Annotated in this window: 24 protein-coding genes; 13 read left to right on the forward strand and 11 right to left on the reverse strand. The window is 75.2% G+C overall.

Going from position 1 to position 25,976, the window contains the following annotated elements; all coding sequences use genetic code 11:
• Positions 1 to 59 precede the first annotated feature (59 nt).
• Positions 60 to 818 (forward strand): DedA family protein, encoded by a 759-nt coding sequence (locus tag ACFU5J_RS07660; RefSeq protein WP_430578325.1) that lies wholly within the window; start codon positions 60 to 62, stop codon positions 816 to 818.
• Here the strand turns inward: ACFU5J_RS07660 and nhaA are convergent.
• Positions 784 to 2,127 (reverse strand): Na+/H+ antiporter NhaA, encoded by a 1,344-nt coding sequence (nhaA, locus tag ACFU5J_RS07665; RefSeq protein ID WP_430578384.1) that lies wholly within the window; start codon positions 2,125 to 2,127, stop codon positions 784 to 786. The genes ACFU5J_RS07660 and nhaA overlap by 35 nt on opposite strands.
• A gap of 64 nt (positions 2,128 to 2,191) precedes the next feature.
• On the reverse strand, positions 2,192 to 2,752 hold the full coding sequence (locus ACFU5J_RS07670) for a DUF1697 domain-containing protein (RefSeq protein ID WP_430578326.1): 561 nt from the start codon (positions 2,750 to 2,752) through the stop codon (positions 2,192 to 2,194).
• 260 nt (positions 2,753 to 3,012) lie between these two features.
• On the opposite strand from ACFU5J_RS07670, the gene ACFU5J_RS07675 reads away from it, so the two are divergent.
• Positions 3,013 to 4,380, forward strand: coding sequence for a PhoH family protein (locus ACFU5J_RS07675; protein WP_430578327.1), 1,368 nt, complete (start codon positions 3,013 to 3,015; stop codon positions 4,378 to 4,380).
• Between the two features lie 22 nt (positions 4,381 to 4,402).
• Here the strand turns inward: ACFU5J_RS07675 and ACFU5J_RS07680 are convergent, their stop codons facing one another.
• Positions 4,403 to 5,761: an FUSC family protein gene (locus tag ACFU5J_RS07680; RefSeq protein WP_430578328.1), complete on the reverse strand. Its 1,359-nt coding sequence runs from the start codon at positions 5,759 to 5,761 to the stop codon at positions 4,403 to 4,405.
• A gap of 49 nt (positions 5,762 to 5,810) precedes the next feature.
• On the opposite strand from ACFU5J_RS07680, the gene ACFU5J_RS07685 reads away from it, so the two are divergent.
• Entirely contained in the window at positions 5,811 to 6,320 is a 510-nt protein-coding gene (locus tag ACFU5J_RS07685; protein WP_430574842.1) for a MarR family winged helix-turn-helix transcriptional regulator, read from the forward strand.
• 179 nt (positions 6,321 to 6,499) lie between these two features.
• Here the strand turns inward: ACFU5J_RS07685 and ACFU5J_RS07690 are convergent, their stop codons facing one another.
• Positions 6,500 to 7,936, reverse strand: coding sequence for a class II fumarate hydratase (locus tag ACFU5J_RS07690; protein ID WP_430578329.1), 1,437 nt, complete (start codon positions 7,934 to 7,936; stop codon positions 6,500 to 6,502).
• An 85-nt stretch (positions 7,937 to 8,021) separates the two neighbouring features.
• Here ACFU5J_RS07690 and ACFU5J_RS07695 point away from each other — a divergent pair, with 85 nt between their 5' ends.
• Entirely contained in the window at positions 8,022 to 8,579 is a 558-nt protein-coding gene (locus ACFU5J_RS07695; protein WP_430578330.1) for a DUF1697 domain-containing protein, read from the forward strand.
• 27 nt (positions 8,580 to 8,606) lie between these two features.
• Here ACFU5J_RS07695 and ACFU5J_RS07700 read toward each other — a convergent pair whose 3' ends face one another.
• From ACFU5J_RS07700 to ACFU5J_RS07710, 3 genes are read right to left on the reverse strand one after another with little or no spacing between them, the layout of a single operon-like run.
• Positions 8,607 to 9,245: a carbonic anhydrase gene (locus ACFU5J_RS07700; protein WP_430574845.1), complete on the reverse strand. Its 639-nt coding sequence runs from the start codon at positions 9,243 to 9,245 to the stop codon at positions 8,607 to 8,609.
• Entirely contained in the window at positions 9,242 to 10,177 is a 936-nt protein-coding gene (locus ACFU5J_RS07705; RefSeq protein ID WP_430574846.1) for a carbohydrate kinase, read from the reverse strand. The genes ACFU5J_RS07700 and ACFU5J_RS07705 overlap by 4 nt, the downstream gene beginning before the upstream one ends.
• Positions 10,174 to 10,470, reverse strand: a complete 297-nt coding sequence (locus tag ACFU5J_RS07710) for an exodeoxyribonuclease VII small subunit (protein WP_430574847.1) — start codon at positions 10,468 to 10,470, stop codon at positions 10,174 to 10,176. Before ACFU5J_RS07710 ends, ACFU5J_RS07705 begins: the two co-directional genes overlap by 4 nt.
• A gap of 114 nt (positions 10,471 to 10,584) precedes the next feature.
• Here ACFU5J_RS07710 and ACFU5J_RS07715 point away from each other — a divergent pair, with 114 nt between their 5' ends.
• Entirely contained in the window at positions 10,585 to 12,204 is a 1,620-nt protein-coding gene (locus ACFU5J_RS07715; protein WP_430578331.1) for an ATP-binding cassette domain-containing protein, read from the forward strand.
• A gap of 3 nt (positions 12,205 to 12,207) precedes the next feature.
• On the opposite strand, the gene ACFU5J_RS07720 is transcribed toward ACFU5J_RS07715, so the two are convergent.
• Positions 12,208 to 12,837, reverse strand: a complete 630-nt coding sequence (locus ACFU5J_RS07720) for a TetR/AcrR family transcriptional regulator (protein ID WP_430578332.1) — start codon at positions 12,835 to 12,837, stop codon at positions 12,208 to 12,210.
• 94 nt (positions 12,838 to 12,931) lie between these two features.
• Between ACFU5J_RS07720 and ACFU5J_RS07725 the strand changes: the two genes are divergently transcribed.
• On the forward strand, positions 12,932 to 14,155 hold the full coding sequence (locus ACFU5J_RS07725; protein ID WP_430578333.1) for an FAD-dependent monooxygenase: 1,224 nt from the start codon (positions 12,932 to 12,934) through the stop codon (positions 14,153 to 14,155).
• Here the strand turns inward: ACFU5J_RS07725 and ACFU5J_RS07730 are convergent.
• The gene (locus tag ACFU5J_RS07730) at positions 14,139 to 15,290 is read right to left on the reverse strand and encodes an epoxide hydrolase family protein (protein ID WP_430578334.1); all 1,152 of its coding nucleotides are present in this window, start codon (positions 15,288 to 15,290) and stop codon (positions 14,139 to 14,141) included. The genes ACFU5J_RS07725 and ACFU5J_RS07730 overlap by 17 nt on opposite strands.
• A gap of 61 nt (positions 15,291 to 15,351) precedes the next feature.
• Here ACFU5J_RS07730 and ACFU5J_RS07735 point away from each other — a divergent pair, with 61 nt between their 5' ends.
• Positions 15,352 to 16,311, forward strand: coding sequence for a helix-turn-helix transcriptional regulator (locus ACFU5J_RS07735; RefSeq protein ID WP_430578335.1), 960 nt, complete (start codon positions 15,352 to 15,354; stop codon positions 16,309 to 16,311).
• On the opposite strand, the gene xseA is transcribed toward ACFU5J_RS07735, so the two are convergent.
• On the reverse strand, positions 16,280 to 17,569 hold the full coding sequence (xseA, locus tag ACFU5J_RS07740) for an exodeoxyribonuclease VII large subunit (RefSeq protein WP_430578336.1): 1,290 nt from the start codon (positions 17,567 to 17,569) through the stop codon (positions 16,280 to 16,282). The genes ACFU5J_RS07735 and xseA overlap by 32 nt on opposite strands.
• A 72-nt stretch (positions 17,570 to 17,641) precedes the next feature.
• On the opposite strand from xseA, the gene ACFU5J_RS07745 reads away from it, so the two are divergent.
• On the forward strand, positions 17,642 to 18,685 hold the full coding sequence (locus tag ACFU5J_RS07745; RefSeq protein WP_430578337.1) for a 4-hydroxy-3-methylbut-2-enyl diphosphate reductase: 1,044 nt from the start codon (positions 17,642 to 17,644) through the stop codon (positions 18,683 to 18,685).
• 42 nt (positions 18,686 to 18,727) lie between these two features.
• Here ACFU5J_RS07745 and rmuC read toward each other — a convergent pair whose 3' ends face one another.
• The gene (gene rmuC / locus ACFU5J_RS07750) at positions 18,728 to 20,326 is read right to left on the reverse strand and encodes a DNA recombination protein RmuC (RefSeq protein WP_430578338.1); all 1,599 of its coding nucleotides are present in this window, start codon (positions 20,324 to 20,326) and stop codon (positions 18,728 to 18,730) included.
• Between the two features lie 117 nt (positions 20,327 to 20,443).
• Here rmuC and ACFU5J_RS07755 point away from each other — a divergent pair, with 117 nt between their 5' ends.
• The 5 genes from ACFU5J_RS07755 to ychF all read left to right on the forward strand — a co-directional run bounded on the left by ACFU5J_RS07755 (position 20,444) and on the right by ychF (position 25,914).
• Positions 20,444 to 21,265, forward strand: a complete 822-nt coding sequence (locus ACFU5J_RS07755; RefSeq protein ID WP_430574856.1) for an ABC transporter ATP-binding protein — start codon at positions 20,444 to 20,446, stop codon at positions 21,263 to 21,265.
• Positions 21,235 to 22,833 (forward strand): hypothetical protein, encoded by a 1,599-nt coding sequence (locus ACFU5J_RS07760; protein WP_430574857.1) that lies wholly within the window; start codon positions 21,235 to 21,237, stop codon positions 22,831 to 22,833. Before ACFU5J_RS07755 ends, ACFU5J_RS07760 begins: the two co-directional genes overlap by 31 nt.
• Positions 22,834 to 22,903: 70 nt before the next feature.
• Entirely contained in the window at positions 22,904 to 23,953 is a 1,050-nt protein-coding gene (locus tag ACFU5J_RS07765) for a GNAT family N-acetyltransferase (protein WP_430578339.1), read from the forward strand.
• A 47-nt stretch (positions 23,954 to 24,000) separates the two neighbouring features.
• Entirely contained in the window at positions 24,001 to 24,804 is an 804-nt protein-coding gene (locus tag ACFU5J_RS07770; RefSeq protein ID WP_430574859.1) for a DinB family protein, read from the forward strand.
• 24 nt (positions 24,805 to 24,828) lie between these two features.
• Positions 24,829 to 25,914 carry a redox-regulated ATPase YchF gene (ychF, locus tag ACFU5J_RS07775; protein ID WP_430574860.1) on the forward strand — a complete coding sequence of 362 codons (1,086 nt, stop codon included), beginning with the start codon at positions 24,829 to 24,831 and terminating at the stop codon, positions 25,912 to 25,914.
• Positions 25,915 to 25,976 lie beyond the last annotated feature (62 nt).

Genomic DNA, 25,976 nt, shown 5'->3' on the forward strand with positions numbered 1-25,976 from the left:
GTCGAACCGGGGGCACACCCCATGGTGGCGGGCGGCGGTCCCGGCGGAGGCTGGGACGCATGATCGACGCGATCGCCTCGCTGTGGGCCCAGCTGGAGAGCACGCTGTTCGCGCTCGTCGCCTCCGTCTGGGCGTTCCCCGCGCTGTTCGTGTCCACGGCCGCCGACGGGTTCTTCCCGCCCGTGCCCGGCGAGACCGTGATCATCATGATGGCGGTCGGCGCCGAGACCGGGCAGGGCGTGAACCTCGCCCTGGTGGTGCTCGTGGCGGCGCTCGGCGCGTGGTGCGGCGACCAGGTGGCCTACGCGCTCGGCCGGGCCCTCGGCACGTCGCGCGTGCCGTTCCTGCGCGGCCCGCGCGGGCAGCGCGCCGTGGCCTGGGCGGCCTGGTCGTTCGAGCGCCGTGGCGCCTCCGTCGTCCTCGGCGCGCGGTTCGTGCCCGTGGGCCGGATGGCGGTGAACGTCACCGCGGGCGCCGTCGGCTTCTCCCGCCGCCGCTTCATGGCGCTGTCCGCCGTGGCGTCCGTGGCCTGGGCGTGCTGGTCGGTGCTCCTGGGCGTCGTGGCGGCCGCGCCGCTCGGCGACCGGCCGCTGCTCGCCGTCGCGGTGGGCATCGTCGTGGGCACGGTGCTCGGCCTCGTCGTCGACCGCGTGCTGTCCGCCTGGGGCGCCCGCGCGGCGCGGGCCAGGACGGCGGCCGCCGCGTCCGCGCAGGTGGAGCGGCGCGAGCCGGCCCTGGCCGGCGCCGCGGTCGGGCCGCGGGTGCCCGCCCGGGCCGCCGCGCTCAGTGCTCCCGCCGGTCCTTCTCGTCCCCGATGAAGTCCTCGACGGCGTCGTCCACGCCGTCGAGGTTCATGTCCGCGGTGCGCGCCCGGCGGGCGTCCCACCGCAGGGTGAGGGCGCCGAGCAGCGCCGCGATCACGGAGCCCAGCAGGATGGCGGCCTTGGCACCCTCGGTGTGCTCCGAGGCGTGCCCGAACGACAGCTCCGACACCAGCAGCGCCACCGTGAACCCGATGCCGGCGAGGAACCCGACGGGCAGCAGGTCGCGCACGCCGATGCCCTGCGCCAGCCGCAGCGGCGTCAGCCGGGTGACCAGCGCCGTCGTGCCGAGCACCCCCACGAGCTTGCCGACGACGAGGCCCACGGTGATGGCCGGCACCACCGGCTGGGAGAGGATCTCCGCGGCGCCGCCGCCGTCGACGAGGTTCACGCCCGCGGCGAAGAACGCGAAGACGGGCAGCGCCACGCCCTGCGACCAGGGCCGGACGGCCTGCTCGTAGCGGTGCGTGCGCGGCTCGGCCTCGCCGTGGGTGGGGCGCGCGGCCACGGTGAAGCCCATGAGCACGCCCGCGACGGTGGCGTGCACGCCCGACGAGTGCATGAACGCCCACGCGACGACGAACAGCGGCACGAGCACCCACCAGCGCGGGTTGCGCGAGCGCACGTACCAGCCGAAGACGGCGATCGTGACCAGGGCGGCACCGAGGTACGCGAAGCTCAGGTGCTCCGTGTAGAAGATGGCGATCACGACGATCGCGAGCAGGTCGTCGACCACCGCGAGCGTGAGCAGGAAGGTGCGCACGGCGGTGGGCAGGCCCTTGCCGAAGACGGCGAGGACGCCGAGCGCGAACGCGATGTCGGTGGCCGTCGGGATGGCCCAGCCGCCGAGGGCGCTCGGCTCGCCCAGGGCGACGACGGTGACCGCGTAGATGATCGCGGGCACCGCCATGCCGCCCACGGCGGCGAGCATCGGGACGCCCGCCTCCTTGGGGCTGCGCAGGCTGCCGGCCACGAACTCGTGCTTGAGCTCGACGCCGACGACGAAGAAGAAGATCGCGAGCAGCCCGTCGGCCGCCCACTCGGCGACCGTGAGGTCGAGGTGGACGGGCACCGGCCCGATGCTGTCGATGCCGACCATCGCCTCGGAGAGGGCGAGGTACCACTCGCGCCACGGCGCGTTCGCGCAGACGAGGGCGAGGACGGCGGCGGCGATGAGGAGCGCGCCGCCGGTGGTCTCGCGGGAGGCGAAGCGGCGCAGCCGCGTGCCGAAGGACGGGGTGCGGGTCTCGGTGGTCAGGGTGAGCTCCAGTCCGGTCGTGGGGTCGATCGTCTCCCGGCGTCCCAGCCGGTGCCACCGACCAGACTTCCCGGCTCACCGCAGGCCAGCGTACCCGCCGCGGGCCCCTGGCTCAGGTCGCGTCGCGGGCCATCGCGACGAGGCGCGCGAGGGTGTTCCAGTTGCGCCCGGTGGTCCAGGTGCCCGCGGCGCGGTCGAGGGCGGCGGCGGTGAGGCGCGACCGGCCGATGCCGTCGACGTAGTCGACGAAGAGCACGCCCTCCGCCACGGCGAACCGCTCCGGGTTCCTCTCCGCCAGCGCCGCGACCCCGTCGGGGTCCACCGGGTCCGGCCCCACGTGCACCTGCACGTGCGACGGGTGGTCGGCGGTGGCGTCCGGGAACGGGTCGGCGTCGAGGAGGGCGGCGGCCCGGTCGGCGGGCAGGGCGACGGCGCGCACGTCCCCGCCGAGCCGGTCGGCCAGCGCCGCCTCGACGCGCGCGGCGACGGCGTCGTCGCCCGCGTCGCCGGTGCCGACGAGGTTGCCGCTGTTCGCGTAGGTCCGGGCGTCGTCGAGGCCCGCCGCGGCCGCGGCCTCCCGCAGGTCGGCGGCGCTCACGCGGCGATGGGGGCCCAGGTTCACGCCCCGCAGCAGGACGACGTACGCGGTGCGCGCGGGCTCGGAGGATGCCATGGGGCCCATGGTGCTCGCCGGGCCGCCCGGCGGCGCGCCGGGGTCCGGCGTGTGAACGGCGGGTGACAAGTTCCCGACCCGCCGACGCGGGGGTGGTGGCGCGAATCACAGCGTCGTAGTTTGGCGCTCAGGGACGGTGTCCAGCCGTCCTCGGGGAGGCCAGCCGATGGGGTTCACGCTCCGTGCGGGAGGGCCGGCTCCGGCCCGGCGCCGCACGGCGTCCCCGGCCCGGCCGCCCGCCCACCAGGAGGGAGCTCGCCGTGGCCCGAACCGCACCCGTCCCTGAGCGCGACAGCGCCGACGCGGACGGCACCGCCCGTCGCACGTTCGTCATCGACACGTCCGTGCTGTTGTCCGACCCCCGGGCGATCTACCGCTTCGCCGAGCACGACGTCGTCCTGCCGGTCGTCGTCGTCACGGAGCTGGAGGCCAAGCGGCACCACGCCGAGCTCGGCTACTTCGCCCGCAGCGCCCTGCGGATGCTCGACGACCTGCGCGTGAAGCACGGCAGGCTCGACGCCCCGATCCCGGTTGGCGAGGTCGGCGGCACCCTGCGCGTGGAGCTCAACCACACCGACCCGCAGGTGCTCCCGGCGGGCTTCCGCCTCGGCGACAACGACACGCGGATCCTGTCCGTCGCGGCGAACCTCGCCGGCGAGGGGCGCGACGTCACCGTGGTCTCCAAGGACCTGCCCATGCGGGTCAAGGCGTCGGCCGTCGGCCTGCGCGCGGAGGAGTTCCGGCACGAGCTCGCCGTCGACTCCGGGTGGACCGGGATGCGCGAGATCGACGTCGCCGACGAGCAGGTCGCCACCCTGTACGAGGGGGGCGAGGTGGAGCTGGCCGCCCTCGACGCGGAGGTGGTCGAGGCGGCGTCGCCGCTGCTGTGCCACACGGGCCTCGTCATCCACTCGCCGGGGGGCTCGGCCCTCGGCCGGGTGACCGCCGACAAGACGGTCCGCCTCGTGCGCGGCGACCAGGACGTGTTCGGCGTGCACGGCCGTTCGGCGGAGCAGCGCGTCGCCATCGACCTGCTGCTCGACCCGGAGATCGGGATCCTGTCGCTCGGCGGGCGTGCCGGCACCGGCAAGTCCGCGCTGGCCCTGTGCGCCGGTCTGGAGGCCGTCCTGGAGCGGCGGCAGCACCGCAAGGTGATCGTCTTCCGGCCGCTGTACGCGGTGGGCGGGCAGGAGCTCGGCTACCTGCCCGGGTCCGAGTCCGAGAAGATGAACCCCTGGGCGCAGGCCGTGTACGACACCCTCGGCGCGCTGGTCTCGCCCGAGGTGGTCGACGAGGTCATCGACCGCGAGATGCTCGAGGTGCTCCCGCTCACGCACATCCGCGGGCGCTCCCTGCACGACGCGTTCGTCATCGTCGACGAGGCCCAGTCCCTGGAGCGCAACGTGCTCCTCACGGTGCTGTCGCGCATCGGGCAGCAGTCGCGCGTCGTGCTCACGCACGACGTCGCCCAGCGGGACAACCTGCGCGTGGGCCGGCACGACGGCGTCGCCGCCGTCATCGAGGCGATGAAGGGCCACCCGCTCTTCGCGCACGTCACGCTCACGCGGTCCGAGCGGTCGCCCGTCGCGGCGCTCGTCACGGAGATGCTGGAGTCGCTGGAGATCTGACGTGCTCCGCCCGCGCCGCCGGTCAGGCCTCGGCCGGCACTGCCGGCCGGCGGCGCGGGTGCACCAGCACGACGGCGAGCACGCCGACGACGGCGCCGAGCACGGTGTCGAGGGCGCGCGATGCCGCGATCCCGGCGGGGTCGACCGCGCCCCCGAGGGACGTCATCAGCAGGGCCATGGGCGTGATCGTGAGCATCGCCAGCCCGTAGTGGCGCCCGACGACGACCTCCGTGACGACCTGCAGCACCACGACGACGACGCAGGTCGCGGCGAAGGACAGGTGCGCCGCCAGCAGCGGCCAGGCGAGCAGGGCGCCCAGCACGGTGCCGCCCCCGCGCTGCAGGGCGCGGACGACGGCGTGCCGGGTGCTCGCGCCCTGCAGGGTGGCGGTGGCGCCGAGCTGCGCCCACGCCGGGTGGCTCAGGCCGACGGCGGACGTGCCGGCGCCGGCGACGACGCTCGCCAGCACGACGCGGACCCCGGCGAGGCGCCACCCGGGGACGCGCCAGCCGGCCCGGAGGTCGTCGACCAGGCGGCGTCGCGGCGGCAGGTCGTCGGCGGGCGCGGCGGGTGTGCCCTGCACCGCGGCGGACGAGGAGCCCAGGGCCGCGGCGAAGGCGGCGAGCTCGGCCGCGAGCACGCGGGCGGTGTCGCGCGTGCGGCGGTGGGAGAGGTCGTCGGCCAGCACGTCGCGGGCCCGGGCCACGGCGGCGGAGGCGGCCCGCGCGGCGTCCGGGGCGACGTCGGGGCCGGCGTCGAGCGACCTGCGCACCGCGTCGGCGGCCCGGCGGACGGCGAGGCGGGCCGGTGCGCTCGGCCGGACGAGGTAGCCGCTCATCCCGACGAGCCACGCGACGACCGCGCCGAGCGCGAACGCGACGCCGCGCTCGGTGACGTCGGACCACGCGAGCGGCCCGACCATGCCGCCGGCCGCGGCGAAGACGACGATGCTCGCCCCGGGAGGCCCGGTGCGGACCAGGACGCTCAGGGCCGTCGCGAGCCCCGCGACGAGCGCCACCACCGCGAGGACCACGACCGTGGGAGCGCCCGCGGCCGTGAGGCTCGCCGTGAGCAGGAAGGCGGCGACGAAGACGACGGCGACGCCGGTCAGGAGGGCCGCGCGGCGCCGGTACGGCTCGTACCGCCCGTACAGGATGACGAGCGCCCCCAGGGAGGCGAAGGCCGCCAGGTCGGTGCGGCCGACGGCGGCGCTGAGCCCGAGGACGACGGCCGCGGCGGCGCCGACGCGCAGCGCCGCGGCGAGCGTGGCGTCGGCGGGGCTGATGCGCAGCGCGGCACGCAGGTGGGCGGGGTCGAGGACGTCGCGGGCGCTGGTCAGCACGGGGGAGGGGGCAGGGGAGGGCGCGGGGGAGGAGGGCATTGCCGACCATGATAGTTCACAGGTAAATCATCATGGAAGGATTGACGGTGTGACCTCTATCCTGGTCGCCGTGGACTACATCGAGCGCGTGCGCGCGCAGTGGGCCGAGCGGCTGCCCGAGGTCGACACGTCGCCGGCCGAGGTCGGGGCGCGGGTGCGACGGATCGCGGCGCTGCTGGAGGCCGAGCTCGCCGACGACCTCGCGGCCCGCGACGTCACGCGCGCCGAGCTCGACGTCCTCACCGCGCTGCGGCGGTCAGGGCGCACCCTGCGCGCCGGCGAGATCACGACGATGACGGGCTCGCCCGGGGCGTCGATCACCAAGCGGCTGGACCGGCTGGAGCGGGCCGGGCTGGTGGAGCGGGCCGTGCACGAACGCGACAAGCGCGGGGTGCTGGTGGCGCTCACCGCGGCCGGGGAGGAGCTCGTCGACGAGCTGTTCCCGCGGCAGATCGAGCACGAGCGGGCCGCGCTGGGCGACCTGTCCGAGGCGGAGCGGGCCGAACTCGGCCGGCTGCTCGCCGTCGTGCTGCGCCGGCTGGACCCGAAGGACTACTGATGCGGGGAGGCGTCGCAGTCAGGTGGAACCCCCCAGCCCCGCGCCCCGAGGGACGCCTCCCCGCATGCGCCGAGACTAGCAGGTGAGGTTAGCCTTACCAACCCTCTTCTCGAAGGGTGGGAGAACGCCGACGGCGGCGGCCCCGGTGGGGGCCGCCGCCGTCGCGGTGCAGGCGGGTGTCAGGCCTGCGGGGGCTTCGTCATCGACAGCACGTCGAGGGCCGAGTCGAGCTGCTCCTCGGTGACCTCGCCGCGCTCCACGAAGCCGAGGTCGACGACGGCCTCGCGCACGGTGAGGCCCTGCTTGACCGAGTGCTTGGCGACCTTCGCCGCCGCCTCGTAGCCGATCACGCGGTTCAGCGGCGTGACGATCGACGGGGACGACTCCGCGAACGCGCGGGCCCGCTCCACGTTGGCGGTGATGCCGGACACGGTCTTGTCGGCCAGCACGCGCGACGCGTTGGCCAGCAGGCGGGTCGACTCCAGCACGCCCTGGGCGATGACGGGGATCTGCACGTTGAGCTCGAACGAGCCGCTCGCGCCGGCCCACGCGACCGTGGCGTCGTTGCCGATCACGCGCGCGGCGACCATGAGCACGGCCTCCGGGATCACCGGGTTGACCTTGCCCGGCATGATCGAGCTGCCCGGCTGCAGGTCGGGGATCGCGATCTCCCCGAGGCCGGTGTTCGGGCCCGAGCCCATCCAGCGCAGGTCGTTGCAGATCTTGGTGACCGACACGGCGATGGTGCGCAGCGCGCCGGACAGCTCGACGAGACCGTCGCGCGCCGACTGCGCCTCAAAGTGGTCGCGCGCCTCGGTCAGGGGCAGGCCCGTGTCCTCGCGCAGCAGCTCGATGACGCGCTGCGGGAAGCCGGCGGGGGTGTTGATGCCGGTGCCGACGGCCGTGCCGCCCAGGGGCACCTCGGCCGCGCGGGGCAGCGCCGCCCGCACCCGCTCGACGCCGTACCGGATCGCGGCGGCGTACCCGCCGAACTCCTGGCCGAGCGTCACGGGGGTGGCGTCCATGAGGTGCGTGCGGCCGGACTTCACGACCGTCGCGAACTCGTCGGCCTTGGCGCCCAGCGCGTCGGCCAGGTGCTCCAGGGCCGGGACGAGGTCGTGGATCGCGGCCGCGGTGGCGGCGACGTGGACCGACGTCGGGAAGACGTCGTTCGACGACTGCGAGGCGTTGACGTGGTCGTTCGGGTGCACGTCCTTGCCGAGCGAGCGCGTGGCCAGCGTGGCCAGCACCTCGTTGGTGTTCATGTTCGAGGACGTGCCGGAGCCCGTCTGGAACACGTCGATCGGGAAGTGGGCGTCGTACGCGCCGGAGGCGACCTCGTCGGCGGCGGCGACGATCGCGTCGGCGATGTCCCGGTCGAGCACGCCGAGCTCGGCGTTGGCGCGCGCGGCGGCCTTCTTGATCCGGGCCAGGGCCTCGATGTGCCCGCGCTCGAGCGTGGTGCCGGAGATCGGGAAGTTCTCCACGGCCCGCTGCGTCTGCGCGCGGTAGAGCGCGTGCGCCGGGACGCGCACCTCACCCATCGTGTCGTGCTCGATGCGGTACTCGGTCTCGCCCGCGCCGGACGCGCCGGGGACGACGGTGTCGGAAGTCATGCCTCTATCGTGCCGCACCCGCGAGACCGGTCCGTCGTGAGCCGGGTCACGCCCCGGCGTCGGTGGCGGCCGTCAGGATGGTGCCGTGACGTTCACCCACGTGGTCCTCTACCGCGCGATGAACCTGGGGCACCGCGGCAGCCCGGTGCGCGCCGACCTCGAGGGCGCGCTGCTCGAGTGCGGCGCGGCGGCCGTGCGCTCGTTCCAGACCAACGGCACGGTGCTGCTCGACGTCGGGTCGGGCGGGGACGATGTCGCCGGCGCCGTGGCCCGCGCGGCGGCGCCGGTGCTCGCCGACGTCTGCGGATACGCCGGGACGGCGCTGGTGCGCTCGCTGGACGACGTGGCCGCCGCGGTGGAGGGCGACCCGTTCGCGCTCACGCGCGACGGGCGGACGTACCGCGAGACGGTGACCTTCGTGGACGGCGGGCAGCCCCTGTCCGTGGCGCTGCCGTGGACGGACGCCCGCGATCTGCTCGACCTCGTGGCGGCCCGGCCGGGGGTGGTGCTCGGGGTGGCGCGCGGCGGCCCGGGCGCCGGCGGCGACCCGAACCCCGCCGTGGAGCGGTTCACGGGCGGCGTCGCCACCACCCGCACCCTCGGCACCGTGCAACGGCTGCTCGCCGCCGCCGCACGGGCCTGAGGGCTCCGGGGGTGAAGGTCAGGGGCGTCAGTCGACCGGCTGCTCGCCGACCTCGCCGTCGACCGCCACGAGGCGGGCGCTGCCGTCGTCCAGGTCGTAGACCACGCCGACGACGGCGAGGCGGCCGGCGTCGATCGCCGCGGCGATCGCGGCGGAGTAGCCGCGCAGCAGCGCGACCGTGTGCTTGACGTGCTCCGTGCGCAGCACGTCGGGGTCGATCGGGCCGGCGATGCCCTGCCGGCTCGTGAGCTCGGCGACCGACGGGATCACCTTGTCCACGACGGCGCGCACGAAGCCCGGGGGCTGCTCGCCGGTGGCGAGCGTGTGGGCGGTCGCCGCGACGGCGCCGCACGAGTCGTGCCCGAGGACCACGACGAGCGGGGTGTGCAGCACCTCGGTGCCGTACTCGATGGAGCCCAGCACCGTGGTGTCCACCACGTGCCCCGCCGTGCGCACCACGAAGACGTCGCCCAGGCCCTGGTCGAAGATGATCTCCGCGGCGACCCGCGAGTCCGAGCAGCCGAAGATCACGGTGTGGGGGTGCTGGACCGTGCGCAGCTCGTGCCGGCGGACGGCGTCCTGGTCCGGGTGCTCCGGCTCGTCGCGGACGAACCGGCCGTTGCCGGCGCGCAGCCGGTCCCAGGCCTCGGTGGGGGTGATGCTCATGCGTGCTCCTTCGTTGCGAGGTCCAGCTCCCGGGCCCACGGCGGGTTGGCGCCGGCGCGCGAGACGGTCACGGCGGCGACGGCGGCGCAGCGGGCCAGGAGCCGCTCGGTGTCGGCGACCGGGATCGCGCGCAGCGCGTCGCGCCGCGAGGCGCCGAGCAGGTCCGTGGACCACAGGCCGTCGAGCAGGGCGCCCATGAAGGAGTCTCCCGCACCGACGGTGTCGACGACGTCCACCCGCGGGGCTGCCACGGTGACCTCGCCGGCCGCGGTGACCGCGGTCGCGCCCTCGCCGCCGAACGTCACCACGACGAGCGCCGGACCGGTGGCCTGCCACGCGCGGGCGACGTCCAGCGGGTCGGCGCCGGGGGCGAGCCATGCGATGTCCTCGTCGCTGACCTTCACGACGTCGGACAGCGCGACCAGCTCCTCGACCCGCGGGCGCACCGAGGCGGCGTCGCCCATGAGCGCCGGGCGGGCGTTGGGGTCGTAGCTGACCGTGGCGACGCGGCGCGCGTCCTCGAGCACCTGCCGCACCGCCGCGTCGCCGGGGGCGAGCATGGCCGCGATCGAGCCGGTGTGCACCGCGAGCGTCCCGTCGGTCGCGCCCGCGCCCGCGGGCACCTGCCACTCGAGGTCGAACTCGTAGGTGGCGGCGCCCGTCGCGTCGAGGGTCGCCTGGGCGACGCTCGTGCGGTCGGCGCCGTCGCTGCCCGGCGTCAGCGCCACGCGGGACTCCGCGAGCCACGCCCGCACGTCGTCGCCGCGGGCGTCGCGCCCGAGCCACGTCGCGAGCCGCACGTCGCGGCCCAGCCGGCCCAGGGTCAGGGCGACGTTCGCCAGGCTGCCGCCGGGGTGCTCCTCGTGCGACCCGTCGGTGCGGTGCACCACGTCCACCAGGGCCTCGCCGACGGCGAGCACGTGCGCGCTCACTCGTCGTCCTCCGCGTCCTCGGCACCGGCGGTGGCGCCGGCGGCGCCCGCCTGGGCGGCCGCGAGGCGCTCCCGGGCGCCGTCGAGCCACTGCTGGCAGCGGGCGGCGAGCGCCTCGCCCCGCTCCCAGAGGGCGAGGGAGGCCTCGAGCGGCTCGCTGCCGGCCTCGAGCCGGGCGACGACCTGGACCAGCTCGTCGCGTGCCTGCTCGTAGGTCAGCCCGGAGACGTCGGCGGGCAGGTCGGGGGACGCGCCGGCCGCTGGGGTCGGGGCGTCGAGGTTCGCGTCGGTCACGGGGGACAGTCAACAACATGGCGCCGGCGCGATGACAGCGCAGTCCACCGGGCGGTCGGGGACGCGGTCGGAAATGCCTTGCGAGCGCGCGGGCGGTCGGGCAGCGTGCCCGCCATGGGTCATCTGGAGGTGGCGCACGTGGAGCACGTGCTGCCGGACGGTCGCACGCTGCTCGACGACGTCTCGTTCCGCGTCCCCGAGGGCAGCGCGACCGCACTGGTGGGCCCGAACGGCTCGGGCAAGACCACCCTGCTGCGCCTGCTGTCGGGCGAGCTGACCCCGCAGGCCGGCTCCGTCACCGTCACGGGCGGCCTCGGCGTCATGCCGCAGTTCGTCGGCTCCGTGCGCGACGCGAGCACGGTGCGCGACCTGCTCGTCGCCGTCGCCCCGCCGCGCGTCCGTGACGCGGCGCGCGCCGTCGACGCCGCCGAGCTGGCCATCATGGAGGTCGACGACGAGCCCGCCCAGCTCGCGTACGCCCAAGCGCTCGCCGACTGGGCCGAGGTGCGCGGCTACGAGGCCGAGACGCACTGGGACGTGTGCACCGTCGCCGCCCTCGGCATCCCGTACGAGCAGGCGCGCTGGCGCGAGGTGCGCACCCTGTCCGGCGGCGAGCAGAAGCGTCTGGTGCTGGAGTCGCTGCTGCGCGGCACCGACGAGGTGCTGCTGCTCGACGAGCCGGACAACTACCTCGACGTCCCGGGCAAGCGGTGGCTCGAGGACCAGCTGCGCGCCACCCGCAAGACCGTGCTGTTCGTCTCCCACGACCGCGAGCTGCTGGCCACGGCGGCCGACCGGATCGTGTCGATCGAGCCCGCGCCGTCGGGCGCGGACGCGTGGGTGCACGGCGGGTCGTTCGCCACGTTCCACGAGGCCCGGCGCGAGCGCTTCGCCCGTTTCGAGGAGCTGCGGCGGCGGTGGGACGAGAAGCACGAGCAGCTCAAGCGGCTCGTGCGGGAGCTGCGGCAGGCCGCCGCGAACAGCGACGCGCTGGCGTCCCGGTACCGGGCCGCGCAGACCCGCCTGACCAAGTTCGAGGAGGCCGGCCCGCCGCCCGAGCCGCCGCGGGAGCAGGACATCCGCATGCGCTTGCGCGGCGGCCGCACCGGCGTGCGCGCGGTGACGTGCGAGCGGCTCGGCCTCACGGGCCTCATGCAGCCGTTCGACCTCGAGGTCTTCTACGGCGAGCGCGTCGCCGTCCTCGGGTCCAACGGCTCGGGCAAGTCGCACTTCCTGCGCCTGCTGGGCGGCGACGACGTCGCGCACACCGGCGAGTGGCGGCTGGGCGCGCGCGTCGTGCCGGGCGTCTTCGCGCAGACGCACGCGCAGCCGGAGCTGTTCGGCCGCACCCTCACGCAGGTGCTCTGGGAGGACCACGCGCGCGACCGCGGCGCCGCGATGTCCGTGCTGCGCCGCTACGAGCTGACCGTCGCCGCCGACCGCGAGTTCGACCGGCTCTCGGGCGGGCAGCAGGCGCGGTTCCAGATCCTGCTGCTCGAGCTCGCCGGCTGCACGGCGCTGCTGCTCGACGAGCCCACCGACAACCTCGACCTCGCGAGCGCGGAGGCCCTGCAGGAGGGCCTGGAGGCGTTCGACGGCACCGTGCTCGCCGTCACGCACGACCGCTGGTTCGCGCGCGGCTTCGACCGGTTCCTGGTGTTCGGCGAGGACGGCACCGTGCGCGAGACGCCCGAGCCCGTCTGGGACGAGAGGCGCGTCGTCCGGGCGCGCTGAGGGTCAGCCCCGGCGCGCCGGGCGCGTGGCCCGGGACCGGCGGCCCGCGACGACGTCGAGCACGTTGTCGACGAGCCGCTCGGCGGCGTCGCCGGTCGCGTCGGTGATCCCGAAGGTGGAGCCGAGGTGCGCCGGCGCGACGAGCAGCAGGACCAGGTCGAGCGGGTCGAGCTCGGTGGTCCCGCTCGCGTCCAGCAGCTGCTGGAAGAGGTCGAGCCGTGGTCGCAGCAGCTCCTCGGTGCGCTCGGGGCTCAGGTGTGCCTCGCGGGACGCCCGGACCAGGGCGTCGACGAAGGCGAGGCCACCGGGGCGGTAAAAGGCGTCGAGCAGGCCGCGCGTGTACGCGAGGAGGTCGGCGCGCAGGTCGCCGGTGGCGCGGACCGGTGAGGCGGCGTTGACGTCGGCCACCGCGACGTCGAGCACGAGCGCGTCCCGGGTGCGCCAGCGGCGGTAGATCGTGGCCGCGTGGACCCCGGAGCGGGCCGCGACCGCAGAGAACTCGGGAGCCTCGCCGCCGTGCTCCGCCATCAGCTCGCGCACCGCCCGGTGCACGGCCTCCCTGGTCCGGGCCGTGCGGCCGCCCGGACGCACGGTCCCGGTCGACTGGAGGCCGGGGTCGGTCGCGTCGGTCATGCCACCACCTTAACGCAACGACTGTTGCGTCAACGGTTCGAGCGCGCTACGTTGCAAATGCAACGAGAGTCGCATCAACAGCGGAGGTGGCGTGATGTCCAGAGTGCTGGTCGTGGGTGCGGGGATCGCGGGGGACGCGCTCGCGGTGCTGCTCGACAGGGCAGGGTGGCAGGTGACCGTCGTGGAGATCGCGCCCGGCCTGCGGTCCGGCGGGCAGACGGTCGACCTGCGCGGGGACAGCCGGGACGTGCTCGCCCGGCTCGGGCTCCTCGACGCGGCGCTCGCGGCCACGATCGAGCAGCGCGGCCTCGCGTGGATCGACGAGCGGGGGAGGCGGCGCGCCGAGATGCCCGTCGAGGCCTTCGGCGGGGCGGGCTTCGTCTCGACGGACGAGCTGCTGCGCGCCGACCTGGCCCGGTTGCTGCACGACGCGACCGGCCCGCGCACGCGGCACCGGTTCGCCGACACCGTGACCGGGCTGACCGGGACCGGCCACGGCGTGCGGGCCGAGTTCCGACGGCACGCTCCGGAGGACTACGACCTCGTGGTCGGGGCGGACGGCGCGCACTCGGTCGTCCGGCGCCTCGCCTTCGGGCCGGAGGAGGCCTTCCGGCGTCCGCTGGGGCTGGCGCACGCGTGGTTCACGCTGCGCGAGGCACGGACGACCCCGCCGACCCCGCCCCTCGACGGGTGGTTCCTCATGCTCAACCTGCCGGGGTCCCGGGTCGTCGAGGCGCGGCCCGGGCACGCCGGCGAGCAGGAGGTCGGCTTCACGTTCCCCGCCACCTCCCTGCCACCACGCGGCGACACCGAGGCGCGGCTCGCCCTGCTCGAGCGGACCTTCGCGGGGGAGGGCTGGCGCACGGCGGAGCTCCTGGCGGCCGCGCGCGTGGCCGACGACCTCGCGCTCGACACCTACGACCAGGTCCACGCCGGCACGTGGTCCCGGGGCCGCGTCGTGCTCCTGGGGGACAGCGCCTGGTGCGCGAGCCCCTTGAGCGGCCTCGGCACCGCGCTCGCGCTCCGGGGCGCCGCCACGCTCGCGGACGCGCTCGGGCGGGAGGTCCCGGCGGACGTGGGCGGGGCGCTCGCCGGGTACGAGGCCGCGATGCGGCCCGTGGTCGAGCGGGCGCAGGCCATGTACCCCGGCCGGGTCCGGTCGTTCGCGCCGCGCACGCGGCTCGGCATCGCGGCCATGACCGGCGTGATGCGGCTGGTCCAGCGCGGCCCGGTCGGCGCGTTCCTCACCCGGCACGTCGGCGACTACGGGCGGGCGCCCGAGGCGGCACCCGCCCCGCCGGTCACGACCGGCCGCTGAGGAAGGCGCGCAGGTCCGCCGCCAGCAGCTCGGGCTCCTCCATCGCGGGGAAGTGCCCGCCCTCGGGGTGCTCCACCCACTGGTCGATCCCGCCCCAGGCGTTGAAGACCTTCGCCATCAGGGGATGGGTGTCGAAGACCGACCAGGCGGAGGGCACCTCCGCGGCGGAGAGCCAGTCCAGGCCGGAGTGCGTCGCCTCGTAGTAGAGCTGCGCGCTGGACGCGCCGCTGCGGGTGAACCAGTACAGCGACACGTTCGTCAGGAGCTGGTCGCGGTCGACGGACTCGTCCGGCGTGCGGCGGGTCGGGTTCGTCCACGTCTGGAACTTCTCGGCGATCCACGCGAGCTGGCCGACGGGCGAGTCGGTGAGGGCCGGCCCGATCGTGTCCGGGCGGTGGTTCTGCATCTCGAAGTAGCCGTGCTCGGCGGCGTCGGCCGCGCGCACCGCCTCGATCTGCGCGACCTCCTCGGCCGAGAGCCCGTCGGGCATCGGGTACTGGTCGCCGACCATCCCGAGCGACCGGCCGTCGCTCCCGACGTGCGTGCCGATCACGCGCTGCGGGTACAGCGCGGCCAGGCGGCCGGTGGTGCCGGCGCCGATGTCGGTGCCGTGCACCGCGAACCGGTCGTAGCCGAGCCGCGTCATGATCTCCGCGTACGCCTCGGTGGTCCGCGCCACCTCCCAGCCGGTGCCCGACAGCGGCGTCGAGTACCCGAACCCGGGCAGCGACGGCACGACCACGTGGAACGCGTCCGTGAGCAGCGGGACCAGCCGCTGGTACTCGACGAACGACCCCGGCCACCCGTGGCACAGCAGCAGGGGGATCGCGTCCGGGTTCGCCGAGCGGACGTGCAGCACGTGGAAGGTCTGCCCGTCCACGACGGTCGTGAGCTGCTCGTCGGAGTTGAGCGCGGCCTCCTGCGCGCGCCAGTCGAACCCGTCGCGCCAGTACTCGGCGAGCTCGCGCAGGTACGGCAGGGGGATGCCGCGGCTGAAGTCCGTGCGGTCGTCGCGGCCGGGCACGGGCAGGGGCCAGCGGGTGCGCGCCAGCCGGTCGCGCAGGTCGTCGAGATCGGCCTGCGGCACGTCGATGCGGAAGGGGACGAGGGCGGTGTCCGCGCTGTTCGTGGTCATGGCTCCACGCTCCCAGGAAACGCGGAAGACTTGCTTCCGCGATCGGTGAGAAACTCCGAGGGTGCTCGAGACCTCGGCCCGACTGCTCCAGCTCCTGTCCCTGCTGCAGCTGCGGCGGGACTGGACCAGCGGCGAGCTCGCCGACCGGCTCGCGGTCAGCACCCGCACCGTGCGCACCGACGTCGGCAAGCTGCGGTCGCTCGGCTACCCGGTCGAGGCCCGTCCCGGGGTCGCCGGCGGCTACCGCCTGGCCGCCGGGACGGCGATGCCGCCGCTGGTGCTCGACGACGACGAGGCGGTCGCCGTCGCCGTAGGGCTCGGCGTCGCGGCCAGCACGGGCGCGGGCGGCGGGGAGACGTTCCTCACCGCGCTGGCGAAGCTCGAGCAGGTCATGCCCTCCCGGCTGCGGCGCCGCGTCGAGGCGGTCCGCGAGGCCACCAGCGTGGTGCCGGGGACGGACCCGCCCCCGGACCTCGAGGTGCTCGGCGCCGTCGCCGCCGCGATCCGGGCGCACGAGCGGCTCCGCTTCGGCTACACCGCGCACGGCGGCGCCGAGACGACCCGGCACACGGAGCCGCACCGCGTCGTGCGCTGGGGATCGCGCTGGTACCTGCTCGCCTGGGACCTCGACCGCGCGGACTGGCGGGTCTTCCGGGTGGACCGGATCACCCCACGCCCGCCCACCGGCGCGCGGTTCCGGCCGCGGGCCGTCCCCGAGGACGCCGTGCAGCGGTACGTCGTGGCCCGGGTGGGGCGGGCGACCTGGCGGTACCGCGCCCGGATCCTCGTCCACGCGCCCGCCGAGGAGGTCGTGGCGAGGATCGGCTCGCCGCTCGAGGTCGAGGTGCTCGGGCCGCGGACCTGCCGCCTGGAGGTGGGCAGCGACGACCCCGACCAGCTCGCGCTCTGGGTCACCCAGCTCGGGATGGACGTCGAGGTGCTCGAGGGCGCCGAGCTGGCCGCCGCGTTCGGCCGGCTGGCGACGCGCCTCAGCCGCGCGGCGCGGGAGACGTCGCCGTGACCGCCGCGTCCAGCGCCCCCTCGGCGACCCGCACGTGCACGGCGTCGCCGGGGGAGACGTCGCGGGCCGCGCGGACGACGTGCCCGTCGGCGCGCTGCACGACCGCGTAGCCGCGGGCCAGCGTCGACTCGGGGGAGAGGGCACGCACCTGGGCCGCCAGCCGGCCGATCTCGCCCGACGCGCGCAGCAGCGCGGCGTCGAGCAGGTGGCGTGCGTGGCGCACGTGCTGGGCGAGCTCGCGCTCGCGGGCGTCGACCGTCGTCTGCGGGTGCGCGAGCGACGGCCGCGACCGGAGCGCGTCGAGGCCGTGCTGCTCCCGCTCGACGCGCGCGGTGACCGCGGCGCGCATCCGGCGGCGCGCCTGGTCGAGGCGCTGCCGCTCCTCGGCGACGTCGGGCACCACCCGCTTCGCGGCGTCGGTCGGGGTGGACGCGCGGTGGTCGGCGACGAGGTCCAGGAGAGGCGCGTCCGTCTCGTGGCCGATGGCGCTGACCAGCGGCGTCGTGCACGCCGCCGCCGCGCGGACGAGGGCCTCGTTGCTGAAGGGGAGCAGGTCCTCGACGGACCCGCCGCCGCGCGCCACGACGATCACCTCGACCTCCGGGCGCGCGTCGAGGTCGGCGAGGGCGGCGCTCACCTCGCGCACGGCGTCGACGCCCTGCACGGCGACCTCGCGGATCTCGAACCGCACCTGGGGCCAGCGGGCCCGCGCGTTGACGACGACGTCGTGCTCGGCCTTGGACTCCCGCCCGCACACCAGGCCGACGACCGCGGGGAGGAACGGCAGCGGGCGCTTGCGGTCGAGGTCGAACAGGCCCTCCGCGGCGAGCACCCGGCGCAGCTGGTCGATGCGGGCGAGCAGCTCGCCGACGCCCACCTGCCGCACGGCGGTGGCACGCATCGACATCCGGCCCGTCTTGACCCAGAACTCCGGCTTGGCCTGCACCACGACGTGGTCGCCCACCTCGGGCTTGTGGTGGAGGCCGTCGAAGACGCGCGTCAGCATGTGCACCGGCAGGGACGCCTCGACGTCGGTGTCGCGCAGCGTGACGAACTGCACGCCGGCCCGGGGCCGGTAGGTGTGCTCCACGACCTGGCCCTCGACCCAGACCAACGACATCTTCGCGACGTAGTCCCGGATCTTCGCGGACAGCAGGCGCACGGGCCACGGGCGCTCCGCCGTCGTCTCGCGGGCGAGCTCGGGCAGGGGCAGCGGCTGGGCTTCCGGCGGGGACTCGTCAGGCACGGCGTCCAGCATGCCCCACGCCCCCGACGGCCACCCCCGCCGCCCGTCACAGGACGTCCACACCCCCGCACCTAGACTGGCCGCGTGACTGCGACCGTTCCGGCCCCTTCCGTCCCGACGTCGACCAAGCGCGTGCTGCTGGCCGCGCCGCGCGGCTACTGCGCGGGGGTCGACCGCGCGGTCGTGGCGGTGGAGAAGGCCCTCGAGACCTATGGCGCCCCGGTGTACGTGCGCAAGGAGATCGTGCACAACAAGCACGTCGTGGAGACGCTGCGCGACCGGGGCGCGATCTTCGTCAACGAGACGGACGAGGTGCCCGAGGGCGCCCGGCTCGTGTTCTCGGCGCACGGGGTCTCGCCCGCGGTGCGCGAGTCGGCCGCCGCGCGCGGCCTCGACACCATCGACGCCACGTGCCCGCTGGTGACCAAGGTGCACAAGGAGGCCGTCCGCTTCGCGAAGGACGACTACGACATCCTCCTCATCGGCCACACCGGCCACGAGGAGGTCGAGGGCACGGCGGGCGAGGCGCCCGACCACGTGCAGGTCGTGAACTCCCCGGACGAGGTCGACCAGGTGCAGGTCCGCGACCCGCACAAGGTCGTCTGGATCTCGCAGACCACGCTGTCCGTGGACGAGACGATGGAGACCGTGCGGCGCCTGCGCGACCGGTTCCCGGAGATGCAGGACCCGCCCAGCGACGACATCTGCTACGCCACGCAGAACCGCCAGGTCGCGGTGAAGAAGCTGTCGCCGGAGTGCGACGTCGTGATCGTCGTCGGCTCCGCGAACTCGTCGAACTCGGTCCGCCTCGTCGAGGTGGCGCTCCAGGCCGGCGCGCGCACCGCGTACCGCGTGGACCGGGCCACCGAGATCGAGGACGCCTGGCTCGACGGCGCGGCGACCGTGGGCGTCACCTCGGGCGCGTCGGTGCCGGAGATCCTCGTGCAGGACGTCATCGCGCACCTCGACGCGCACGGCTTCGCCGACGTCGAGGAGGTGCGCACCGCGACGGAGGACCTGATGTTCTCCCTGCCGCGCGAGCTGGCGCGCGGGCTCAAGGCCGCGGGCCAGGAGGAGAAGCGGCCCCGCCGCGGCGCACGTACCGCGCTGCCGGTCGAGCCCGCCTGACGTCGGCCGGGCGGGCGGCCCGCCCGACGACGGGCGACGGGCTCAGCCGGCGGCCGACTCGCCCTTGTCGTCCGGGTCCGCGGCGCGCTCGAGGTCGCGCTGCGCGGCGTCGACGAGGGACTCGACCGAGTCGTCCCGGCCGGCCTCGACCCCGAGGATGCCGAGGTCGACGACCAGGCCCTCCTCGACGGCGAGCAGCTCCGGCTTGGTGACCGCGCGCGTGGTGTCCTCGACCGCCTTCAGCGGCTCGAGGGACTGGCCGGCGTCCACCACCTTGAGCTCGACCATGCGGCGGGCCTGCGGCAGCACGCGGGTCTCGAGCGACCCGACGAACGCGTTGTAGTGCTTGGTGGCGGTGGTCATCGACTGGCCGAGCTTGGTGATGCTCTTGGTCATCGTGACGATGCGGGCGTACAGCTCCTTGCCCGTCTGCAGCACCTTCTGGGCGTCCTCGGCGATGGCGTCCTGCTGCCACGCGTACGCCACGGTGCGCAGCATCGCGACGAGCGTCATCGGGGTCGCGACCAGCACGCGCTTGCGGATGGCGGTCTCGAGGAGGTCGGGCCGGCGCTCGACGGCCGCGGCGAGGATCGGCTCGGCCGGGACGAACAGGACCACGAACTCGGGGGCGGCGTCGAACTGCGACCAGTAGGCCTTGTCGGCCAGCACGTCCACGTGCTTGGCGAGGTCCTTGGCGTGGGCGTCGAGCTCCCTGTCCCCCTCGGCGGAGCCCTCGGCCTGCTGGGCGCGCAGGTACGCGCTGAGCGGCACCTTCGCGTCGACCACGATCGTCTTGCCGCCCGCCAGGCTGACGACCAGGTCGGGGATGAGGGTCTCGCCCTCGGCCGTCGTGCGGTGCACCTGCGCCTCGAAGTCGACGTGGTCCATCATCCCGGCCGCCTCGACGACGCGCTTGAGCTGCAGCTCGCCCCACACGCCGCGGGTCTGGTTGGAGCGCAGCGCCGAGACGAGGTCGCTGGTGCCGACGCGCAGTTGGGAGTTCACCGTCTCGAGCTGTCGCAGCTGCTCCGTGAGGGCGGTGTGTCCCTGGAGGCGTGCCTGCTCGGCGGTGTCGACCCGGGCGTTGACCTTGTCGAGCGTCTTGCTCATCGGGTCGAGCAGGGCGCGGATGGCCTGCTCGCGCTGGGCGAGCGTCTCGTCGTTCTTCTGCGTGCTGCGCTGCAGGCGCTCGTCCGCGAGGTCGAGGAACTGCTTCTGGTTGGCGGCGAGCGCGTCGTTGGCCAGCGCGCGGAACCGCTGCGCGGCCGCCTCCTGGTCGCCCTTCGCCTCCGCGAGCTGCCGCTCGAGGTCCTCGCGCACCTGGACCAGCAGGCGGTCGGCCTGCTCGCGGGTCTCCACGACGCGCCGGTCCGCCTCGTCGCGGGCCCGGTCGAGGTCGCGGTCGGCGAGCTCGCGCTGCTCCGCGAGGCGGCGTGCGGTCTCGTCGCCCGCCTGCGACAGGCGGCTGCGCAGCTCGGCGGCGTCGCGTCGCAGGGTCTCGAGCTCGCCGTGCTGCTGGACCCGCTGCATCTCCTGCGACCGGCCCGCCTTGGCCGCACGGTTCGCGTGCCCCATCCATCCCAGCAGCGCACCCACCACGAGGGCGCCGGCGATCAGGAGCAGGGCGAGGGGCGTCGTCATGGGCACACCGTGTCATGCCGCACCGACACGGCCGAGCGCCCACGCGACGATCCCGCCGAGTCGGACCCGCGCCGCCGGCCCGCGCCGCGAGCGTGCCCGGAGCACTACGGTTGACCCGTGAGCGACCAGACCGGGCCGCCGCCCGCCGCCCCCGCCCCTGTCCCGCCCGACCTCGGCGCCGCCCTCAGCCTGCGCGGGCTGTGGAAGCGGTTCGGCCAGAAGGTCGCCGTCGCGGGCGTCGACCTCGACGTGCCGAGCGGCTCCTTCTTCGGACTCGTCGGCCCCAACGGCGCGGGCAAGACGACGTCCCTGTCCATGGCCACCGGGCTGCTGCGCCCCGACTTCGGCACGGTGCACGTGCACGGCACCGACCTGTGGGCGCGCCCGGACGAGGCCAAGGCGCAGCTCGGCGTGCTGCCCGACGGCGTCCGCCTGTTCGACCGGCTCACCGGCGCGCAGCTGCTCACCTACGCCGGCCTGCTGCGCGGGCTCGACCGGGACACGGTCGCCCAGCGCACCGAGGACCTGCTGCAGGCGATGGACCTGACGGGCGACCGCGACACGTTCGTCGTCGACTACTCCGCGGGCATGACCAAGAAGATCGGCCTCGCCTCCGCGATGATCCACGCCCCGCGCGTGCTCGTCCTCGACGAGCCGTTCGAGGCCGTGGACCCGGTGAGCGCGGCGAACATCCGCGACATCCTGCACGCCTACGTGCACGACGGCGGGACGGTCGTGGTCTCGAGCCACGTCATGGACCTGGTGCAGCGGATGTGCTCGCACGTGGCGATCATCGCGGGAGGGCACGTGCTCGCGGCGGGGACCGTCGACGACGTGCGGGGCGAGCAGAGCCTCGAGGACCGCTTCGTGGACCTCGTGGGCGGCCGCCGGGAGTCGGAGGGACTGGCGTGGTTGCGCAGCTCGTCCGCCTCAAGCTGACCCTGCTGGCCAACACGTTCCGCCGGAGCGTGTGGCAGACGATCGGGCTCGTCGTCGGGTCCCTCTACGGCCTCCTGGTCCTGGTGCTCGTGGTGGTCGCCGCCGTCGCGGGCGGCACGGCCGACCCCGGGCTCACCGGCCGGGTGATCACGGTGGCGGGCGCGCTCGTGGTCCTGGCGTGGTGGCTCGTGCCGGTCTTCGCGTTCGGCGTGGACGCCACCCTCGACCCGCGCCGCTTCGTCACGTTCGCGATCCCGCGGCGCACGATGCTGGTCGGGCTCGCCCTGGCCGGCCTCGTGTCGATCCCGGCCGCGGTGACGACGCTCGGTGCGCTCGGCGTCTCGTTCGCCTGGTGGCGCGACCCCGCGGCCCTGGCGGCCGGGCTCGTCGGAGGCGTGCTCGCGACGGCGCTGTGCGTGGTGGGCTCGCGCGCGACGACGACGGCGCTGGCGCCGCTGCTGGACTCGCGCCGCTACCGCGAGGTGCTGATGGTCGTGGCGGTCGTGCCGATCCTGCTGATCGGCCCGGCCTTCGGGTGGGTCGCGAACGGCGTCGAGGTCACCGTCGACGGCTCCGGGACGGGCGCGGTCGACGCCGTCCTGACGCCCCTGGCGCAGGTGGTGGGCTGGACGCCGCTCGGCGCGCCGTGGGCCCTGCCGTCCGCGGTGCACGACGGCGCGTGGGGCCTGTTCCTGGCGCGCCTGCTCATCTCCGCCGGCACGCTCGCGCTCGCGTGGGTCGTGTGGGACCGGGCGCTCGCGCGCGAGCTCGTGACGCCGCGGGGCGGGGGAGCGGCCGCGGCCGCGAAGGGCCTCGGCTGGTTCGGGCGGCTCCCCGCGACGCCCACCGGGGCCGTCGCCGCGCGGGCCGCGACCTACTGGCTGCGCGACCCCCGGTACGCGGCGTCCGTCGCGATGGTGCCGCTGCTGCCGCTGGTGCTCCTCGCCGTCGGCGTCACCAACGGGGGCGGGGGCGGCCTCCTGCTCGTCATGGCGCCCCTGGCGGCGTGGCTGCTCGGCTTCGGCATCTCGAACGACGTCGGCTACGACAACACGGCGTTCGCCCTGCACGTCGCGACGGGCACGAAGGGCCGCGCCGACCGGTGGGGCCGGGTGCTGCCCGTGCTCGTCGCGGGCCTGCCGCTGTGCCTGGCGTTCGCCGTCATCGGCTGCGGCGTGGCCGGGCGGTGGGACGCCCTGCCCGCGATGCTCGGGCTCACCTGCGGCGTCCTGGGGGCGTCGCTGGGGATCTCGAGCGCCGTGTCGGCGCGCATGGTCTACCCCGTGCCGAAGCCCGGGGAGAGCCCGTTCAAGTCGCCGCAGGGGGCGACGATGGCGACGATGGTCGCCCAGATGGTGGCGATGCTCGTCGTGCTCGCGGTGAGCGTCCCGACGCTCGCGCTGACGCTGCCCGCCGTGCTGATGCCGCAGGCCGCGCTCGGGTGGGGCGCGCTGGGCGTCGGGCTGGTCACGGGCGTCGTCGCGCTGCTGCTCGGCGTGCGCTGGGGGGCCCGCACCTACGACCGCCGGCTGCCCGAGCTGCTGCAGCAGGTCATGGCCTTCGGCTGACGAACCGGCCACCCCGCCCGGGAGGTTCCTGGGCGGGGGGTCATGGGCTGCCCAAGCGGGCTTTGCGACAATGGGGGACGTGACGTCCCTGAACCCCGAGCACCTGCCCCTGCCCGCGCGCTGGACCGCGTCGGCCCCCGAGCTCGGCGACCTGCCACGCCTGGGCGAGCTCCGCGGGGTGGTCGCGGCGCCCTTCACGGGCTCGTCGGTCGTGAACCAGGACGCCCTCGCCGCCGAGGTGGCGGGCCCGATGTCGTGGACGCGCCGCCAGGTCGTGGTGCGCGACCCGGGCGGTGAGATCCGGGCCTGGGCGACGGCCCACGACCGGGCCGCGGGCCGCGTGGTCGTGAGCGTGGACGTCGACCGCGCCGCCGAGGGGGCCGACGAGCTCGCCGCGGCGGGGTACGGGTGGGCGGCGCAGCAGGGCCGCGAGCTCGCGGCCCTGCGCGGGCTGGACCGCACGCAGCTCGACGCGGGCGCGTTCGCCGGGGACGAGCGGCAGCGGGAGTGGCTGGCCGCGGCGGGGTACGCGCAGGCGCGGTCCTGGCTGCAGATGTCCCGCCCCGTCGTGCCCGAGGAGGCCCTGCGCGGCGTGCTGCCCGACCCTCGCCCGGGAGTCATGGTGCGCCAGGTGGCGACCCACGAGGACGGCCTGCCCGTGGCCGAGGACCTGCAGACCGTGCACCGCGTGCTCGAGAGCGCGTTCGAGGACCACTTCAACTCCTACCGCGAGAGCTTCGGCGAGTTCCTGGTGCGGCTGCGCGCCGACCCGGGCCACCGCTGGGACCACTGGTGGCTCGCCCTCGTGGCCGACCCGGAGCGCCCCGACGCGGAGCCGGAGCCGATGGGCGCGCTCGTCGGGGCGGTCCTGCCCTCGGGCGCGTCCGGCAAGGAGGGCAGCTACGTCGAGTACCTCGGCGCGGACCGCCGCGCCCGCGGCCGTGGGGTCGCGACGGCGCTGCTGTTCGCGGTCATCCGCGACGCGGCGGCGCGCGGTCGCGACCGGGTGGGGCTCGAGGTCGACGCCGACAGCCCGACCGGCGCCGCGTCGCTCTACGAGAGCTGGGGCTGGCGCACCCGGTACGTGACGGAGTCCTGGCACCAGGACGTCGTCGTCTGACCCGCCCCGCCCGGCCGCGTGTCGGTGCCCGCGCCTACGGTCGGCGCATGGCACCTGCGGAGGCACGGTTCGGGCCGGACGACGAGCTGCGGGGCGCGCGGTTCGTCGAGGCCGACATGACGGGCGCGGCGTTCCGGCTGGTCCGGCTCGACGGCGTGCGGCTCGACCAGAGCTTCCTGCCCGGGGCGGTGATGCGCGGCGTCGACCTCACGGACGCGGACATCGACGGCGAGATCACGGGGCTGCGCGTCAACGGTGTCGACGTCGCGCCGCTCGTCGAGGCCGAGCTGAACCGCCGGAACCCGGGCCGCGAGCAGGCGCGCTCGGCGGACCTCGCCGAGCAGCGCGCGTCGCTGGACGCCGCGCTCCGCCGGTGGGACGAGCACCTGGCGCGTGCCGCCGCCCTCGGGCCCCGGGCGGTCGACACGTCGGTCGACGGCGAGTGGTCGACGGTGCAGACGCTGCGGCACCTGGTGTTCGCCATGGACGGCTGGGTGCGGTTCGGGCTCCAGGGGATCGACGACCCCTTCTGGTACGCGGGGCTGCCGTTCACCGAGTACGAGCCCGAGGTGGCCGCCCTCGGCGTCGACCTCGAGGCCACGCCGTCGCTGGCGGAGACCCTCGCCGCGCACGCCGACCGCATCGCCCAGGTGCACGCCCTCTACGACGCGCTCGCCGGCACCGACGTCACGGTCGACGCCCCGCGGCTCCCGCCCTGGTACCCCGACGGCCTCACCCGCGCGGTGCACGAGAGCCTGGGCGTCGTCGCGCGCGAGCACTGGGCGCACCTGCAGTTCGTGGAGCGGGACCTGGCGACGCTCGAGGAGCGCGCCCGGGGGGAGGCCCCCTAGGGGCGCCACGTAGACTCTCCCGACGTGGCACTCACCATCGGCATCGTCGGCCTGCCCAACGTCGGCAAGTCCACGCTCTTCAACGCACTGACCCGCAACCAGGTGCTCGCCGCGAACTACCCGTTCGCGACGATCGAGCCCAACGTCGGCGTGGTCCCGCTGCCCGACCCCCGGCTCGACACCCTCGCCGAGATCTTCGGCAGCGAGCGCACCCTGCCCGCCACGGTGTCGTTCGTCGACATCGCGGGCATCGTCAAGGGCGCCTCCGAGGGCGAGGGGCTGGGCAACAAGTTCCTCGCGAACATCCGCGAGGCGGACGCGATCTGCCAGGTCACCCGCGTGTTCGACGACGGCGACGTCGTCCGCGTCGAGGGGTCCGTCGACGCCGAGGGCGACATCGAGACCATCTCCACCGAGCTGATCCTCGCCGACCTCCAGACGCTGGAGAAGGCGCTGCCGCGGATGGAGAAGGAGGTCAAGATCAAGCGGGGCGACGCCGCGCTGTTCGCGGCCGCCACCACCGCGCAGAAGATCCTCGAGTCGGGCACCACGCTCTTCCAGGGCGCGAAGGCCGAGGGCCTGGACCTCGCCGACGTCGCGTCGCTGCAGCTGCTCACGGCCAAGCCGTTCATCTACGTGTTCAACACCGACGAGGCCGGCCTCGCCGACAAGGGGATGCAGCAGCGCCTGCGCGACCTCGTCGCCCCCGCGGACGCCGTCTTCCTCGACGCGAAGTTCGAGTCCGAGCTCGTCGAGCTCGAGCCGGAGGACGCCAAGGAGATGCTCGCCGACTCCGGCCAGGAGGAGGCGGGCCTCGACCAGCTCGCCCGCGTCGGCTTCCACACGCTCGGCCTGCAGACGTACCTCACGGCCGGGCCCAAGGAGTCGCGCGCCTGGACGATCCGCAAGGGCTGGACCGCCCCGCAGGCCGCCGGCGTCATCCACACCGACTTCGAGCGCGGCTTCATCAAGGCCGAGGTCATCTCGTTCGAGGACCTCGTCGAGGCCGGCTCCGTGCAGGCCGCCCGCTCCGCCGGCAAGGCGCGCGTCGAGGGCAAGGACTACGTCATGCAGGACGGCGACGTCGTGGAGTTCCGCTTCAACGTCTAGGCGCGTTCCGTCCGACGCCCAGCTCTGCCTCAGGCGGGCCGCCGCGGTCCCGCGGACGGCCC

The sequence above is a fragment of the Isoptericola sp. NPDC057559 genome, assembly GCF_042801555.1.
GTDB lineage: Bacteria > Actinomycetota > Actinomycetes > Actinomycetales > Cellulomonadaceae > Isoptericola.

Bases quoted from the DNA above. Each gene is read 5' to 3' on its own strand.
- ACFU5J_RS07660 (WP_430578325.1), top strand. From the start codon at position 60: ATGATCGACGCGATCGCCTCGCTGTGGGCCCAGCTGGAGAGCACGCTG.
- ACFU5J_RS07670 (WP_430578326.1), bottom strand. From the start codon at position 2,752: ATGGCATCCTCCGAGCCCGCGCGCACCGCGTACGTCGTCCTGCTGCGG.
- ACFU5J_RS07680 (WP_430578328.1), bottom strand. From the start codon at position 5,761: ATGCCCTCCTCCCCCGCGCCCTCCCCTGCCCCCTCCCCCGTGCTGACC.
- ACFU5J_RS07690 (WP_430578329.1), bottom strand. From the start codon at position 7,936: ATGACTTCCGACACCGTCGTCCCCGGCGCGTCCGGCGCGGGCGAGACC.
- ACFU5J_RS07700 (WP_430574845.1), bottom strand. From the start codon at position 9,245: ATGAGCATCACCCCCACCGAGGCCTGGGACCGGCTGCGCGCCGGCAAC.
- ACFU5J_RS07715 (WP_430578331.1), top strand. From the start codon at position 10,585: ATGGGTCATCTGGAGGTGGCGCACGTGGAGCACGTGCTGCCGGACGGT.
- ACFU5J_RS07720 (WP_430578332.1), bottom strand. From the start codon at position 12,837: ATGACCGACGCGACCGACCCCGGCCTCCAGTCGACCGGGACCGTGCGT.
- ACFU5J_RS07725 (WP_430578333.1), top strand. From the start codon at position 12,932: ATGTCCAGAGTGCTGGTCGTGGGTGCGGGGATCGCGGGGGACGCGCTC.
- ACFU5J_RS07730 (WP_430578334.1), bottom strand. From the start codon at position 15,290: ATGACCACGAACAGCGCGGACACCGCCCTCGTCCCCTTCCGCATCGAC.
- xseA (WP_430578336.1), bottom strand. From the start codon at position 17,569: ATGCTGGACGCCGTGCCTGACGAGTCCCCGCCGGAAGCCCAGCCGCTG.
- rmuC (WP_430578338.1), bottom strand. From the start codon at position 20,326: ATGACGACGCCCCTCGCCCTGCTCCTGATCGCCGGCGCCCTCGTGGTG.
- ACFU5J_RS07765 (WP_430578339.1), top strand. From the start codon at position 22,904: ATGGGGGACGTGACGTCCCTGAACCCCGAGCACCTGCCCCTGCCCGCG.
- ACFU5J_RS07770 (WP_430574859.1), top strand. From the start codon at position 24,001: ATGGCACCTGCGGAGGCACGGTTCGGGCCGGACGACGAGCTGCGGGGC.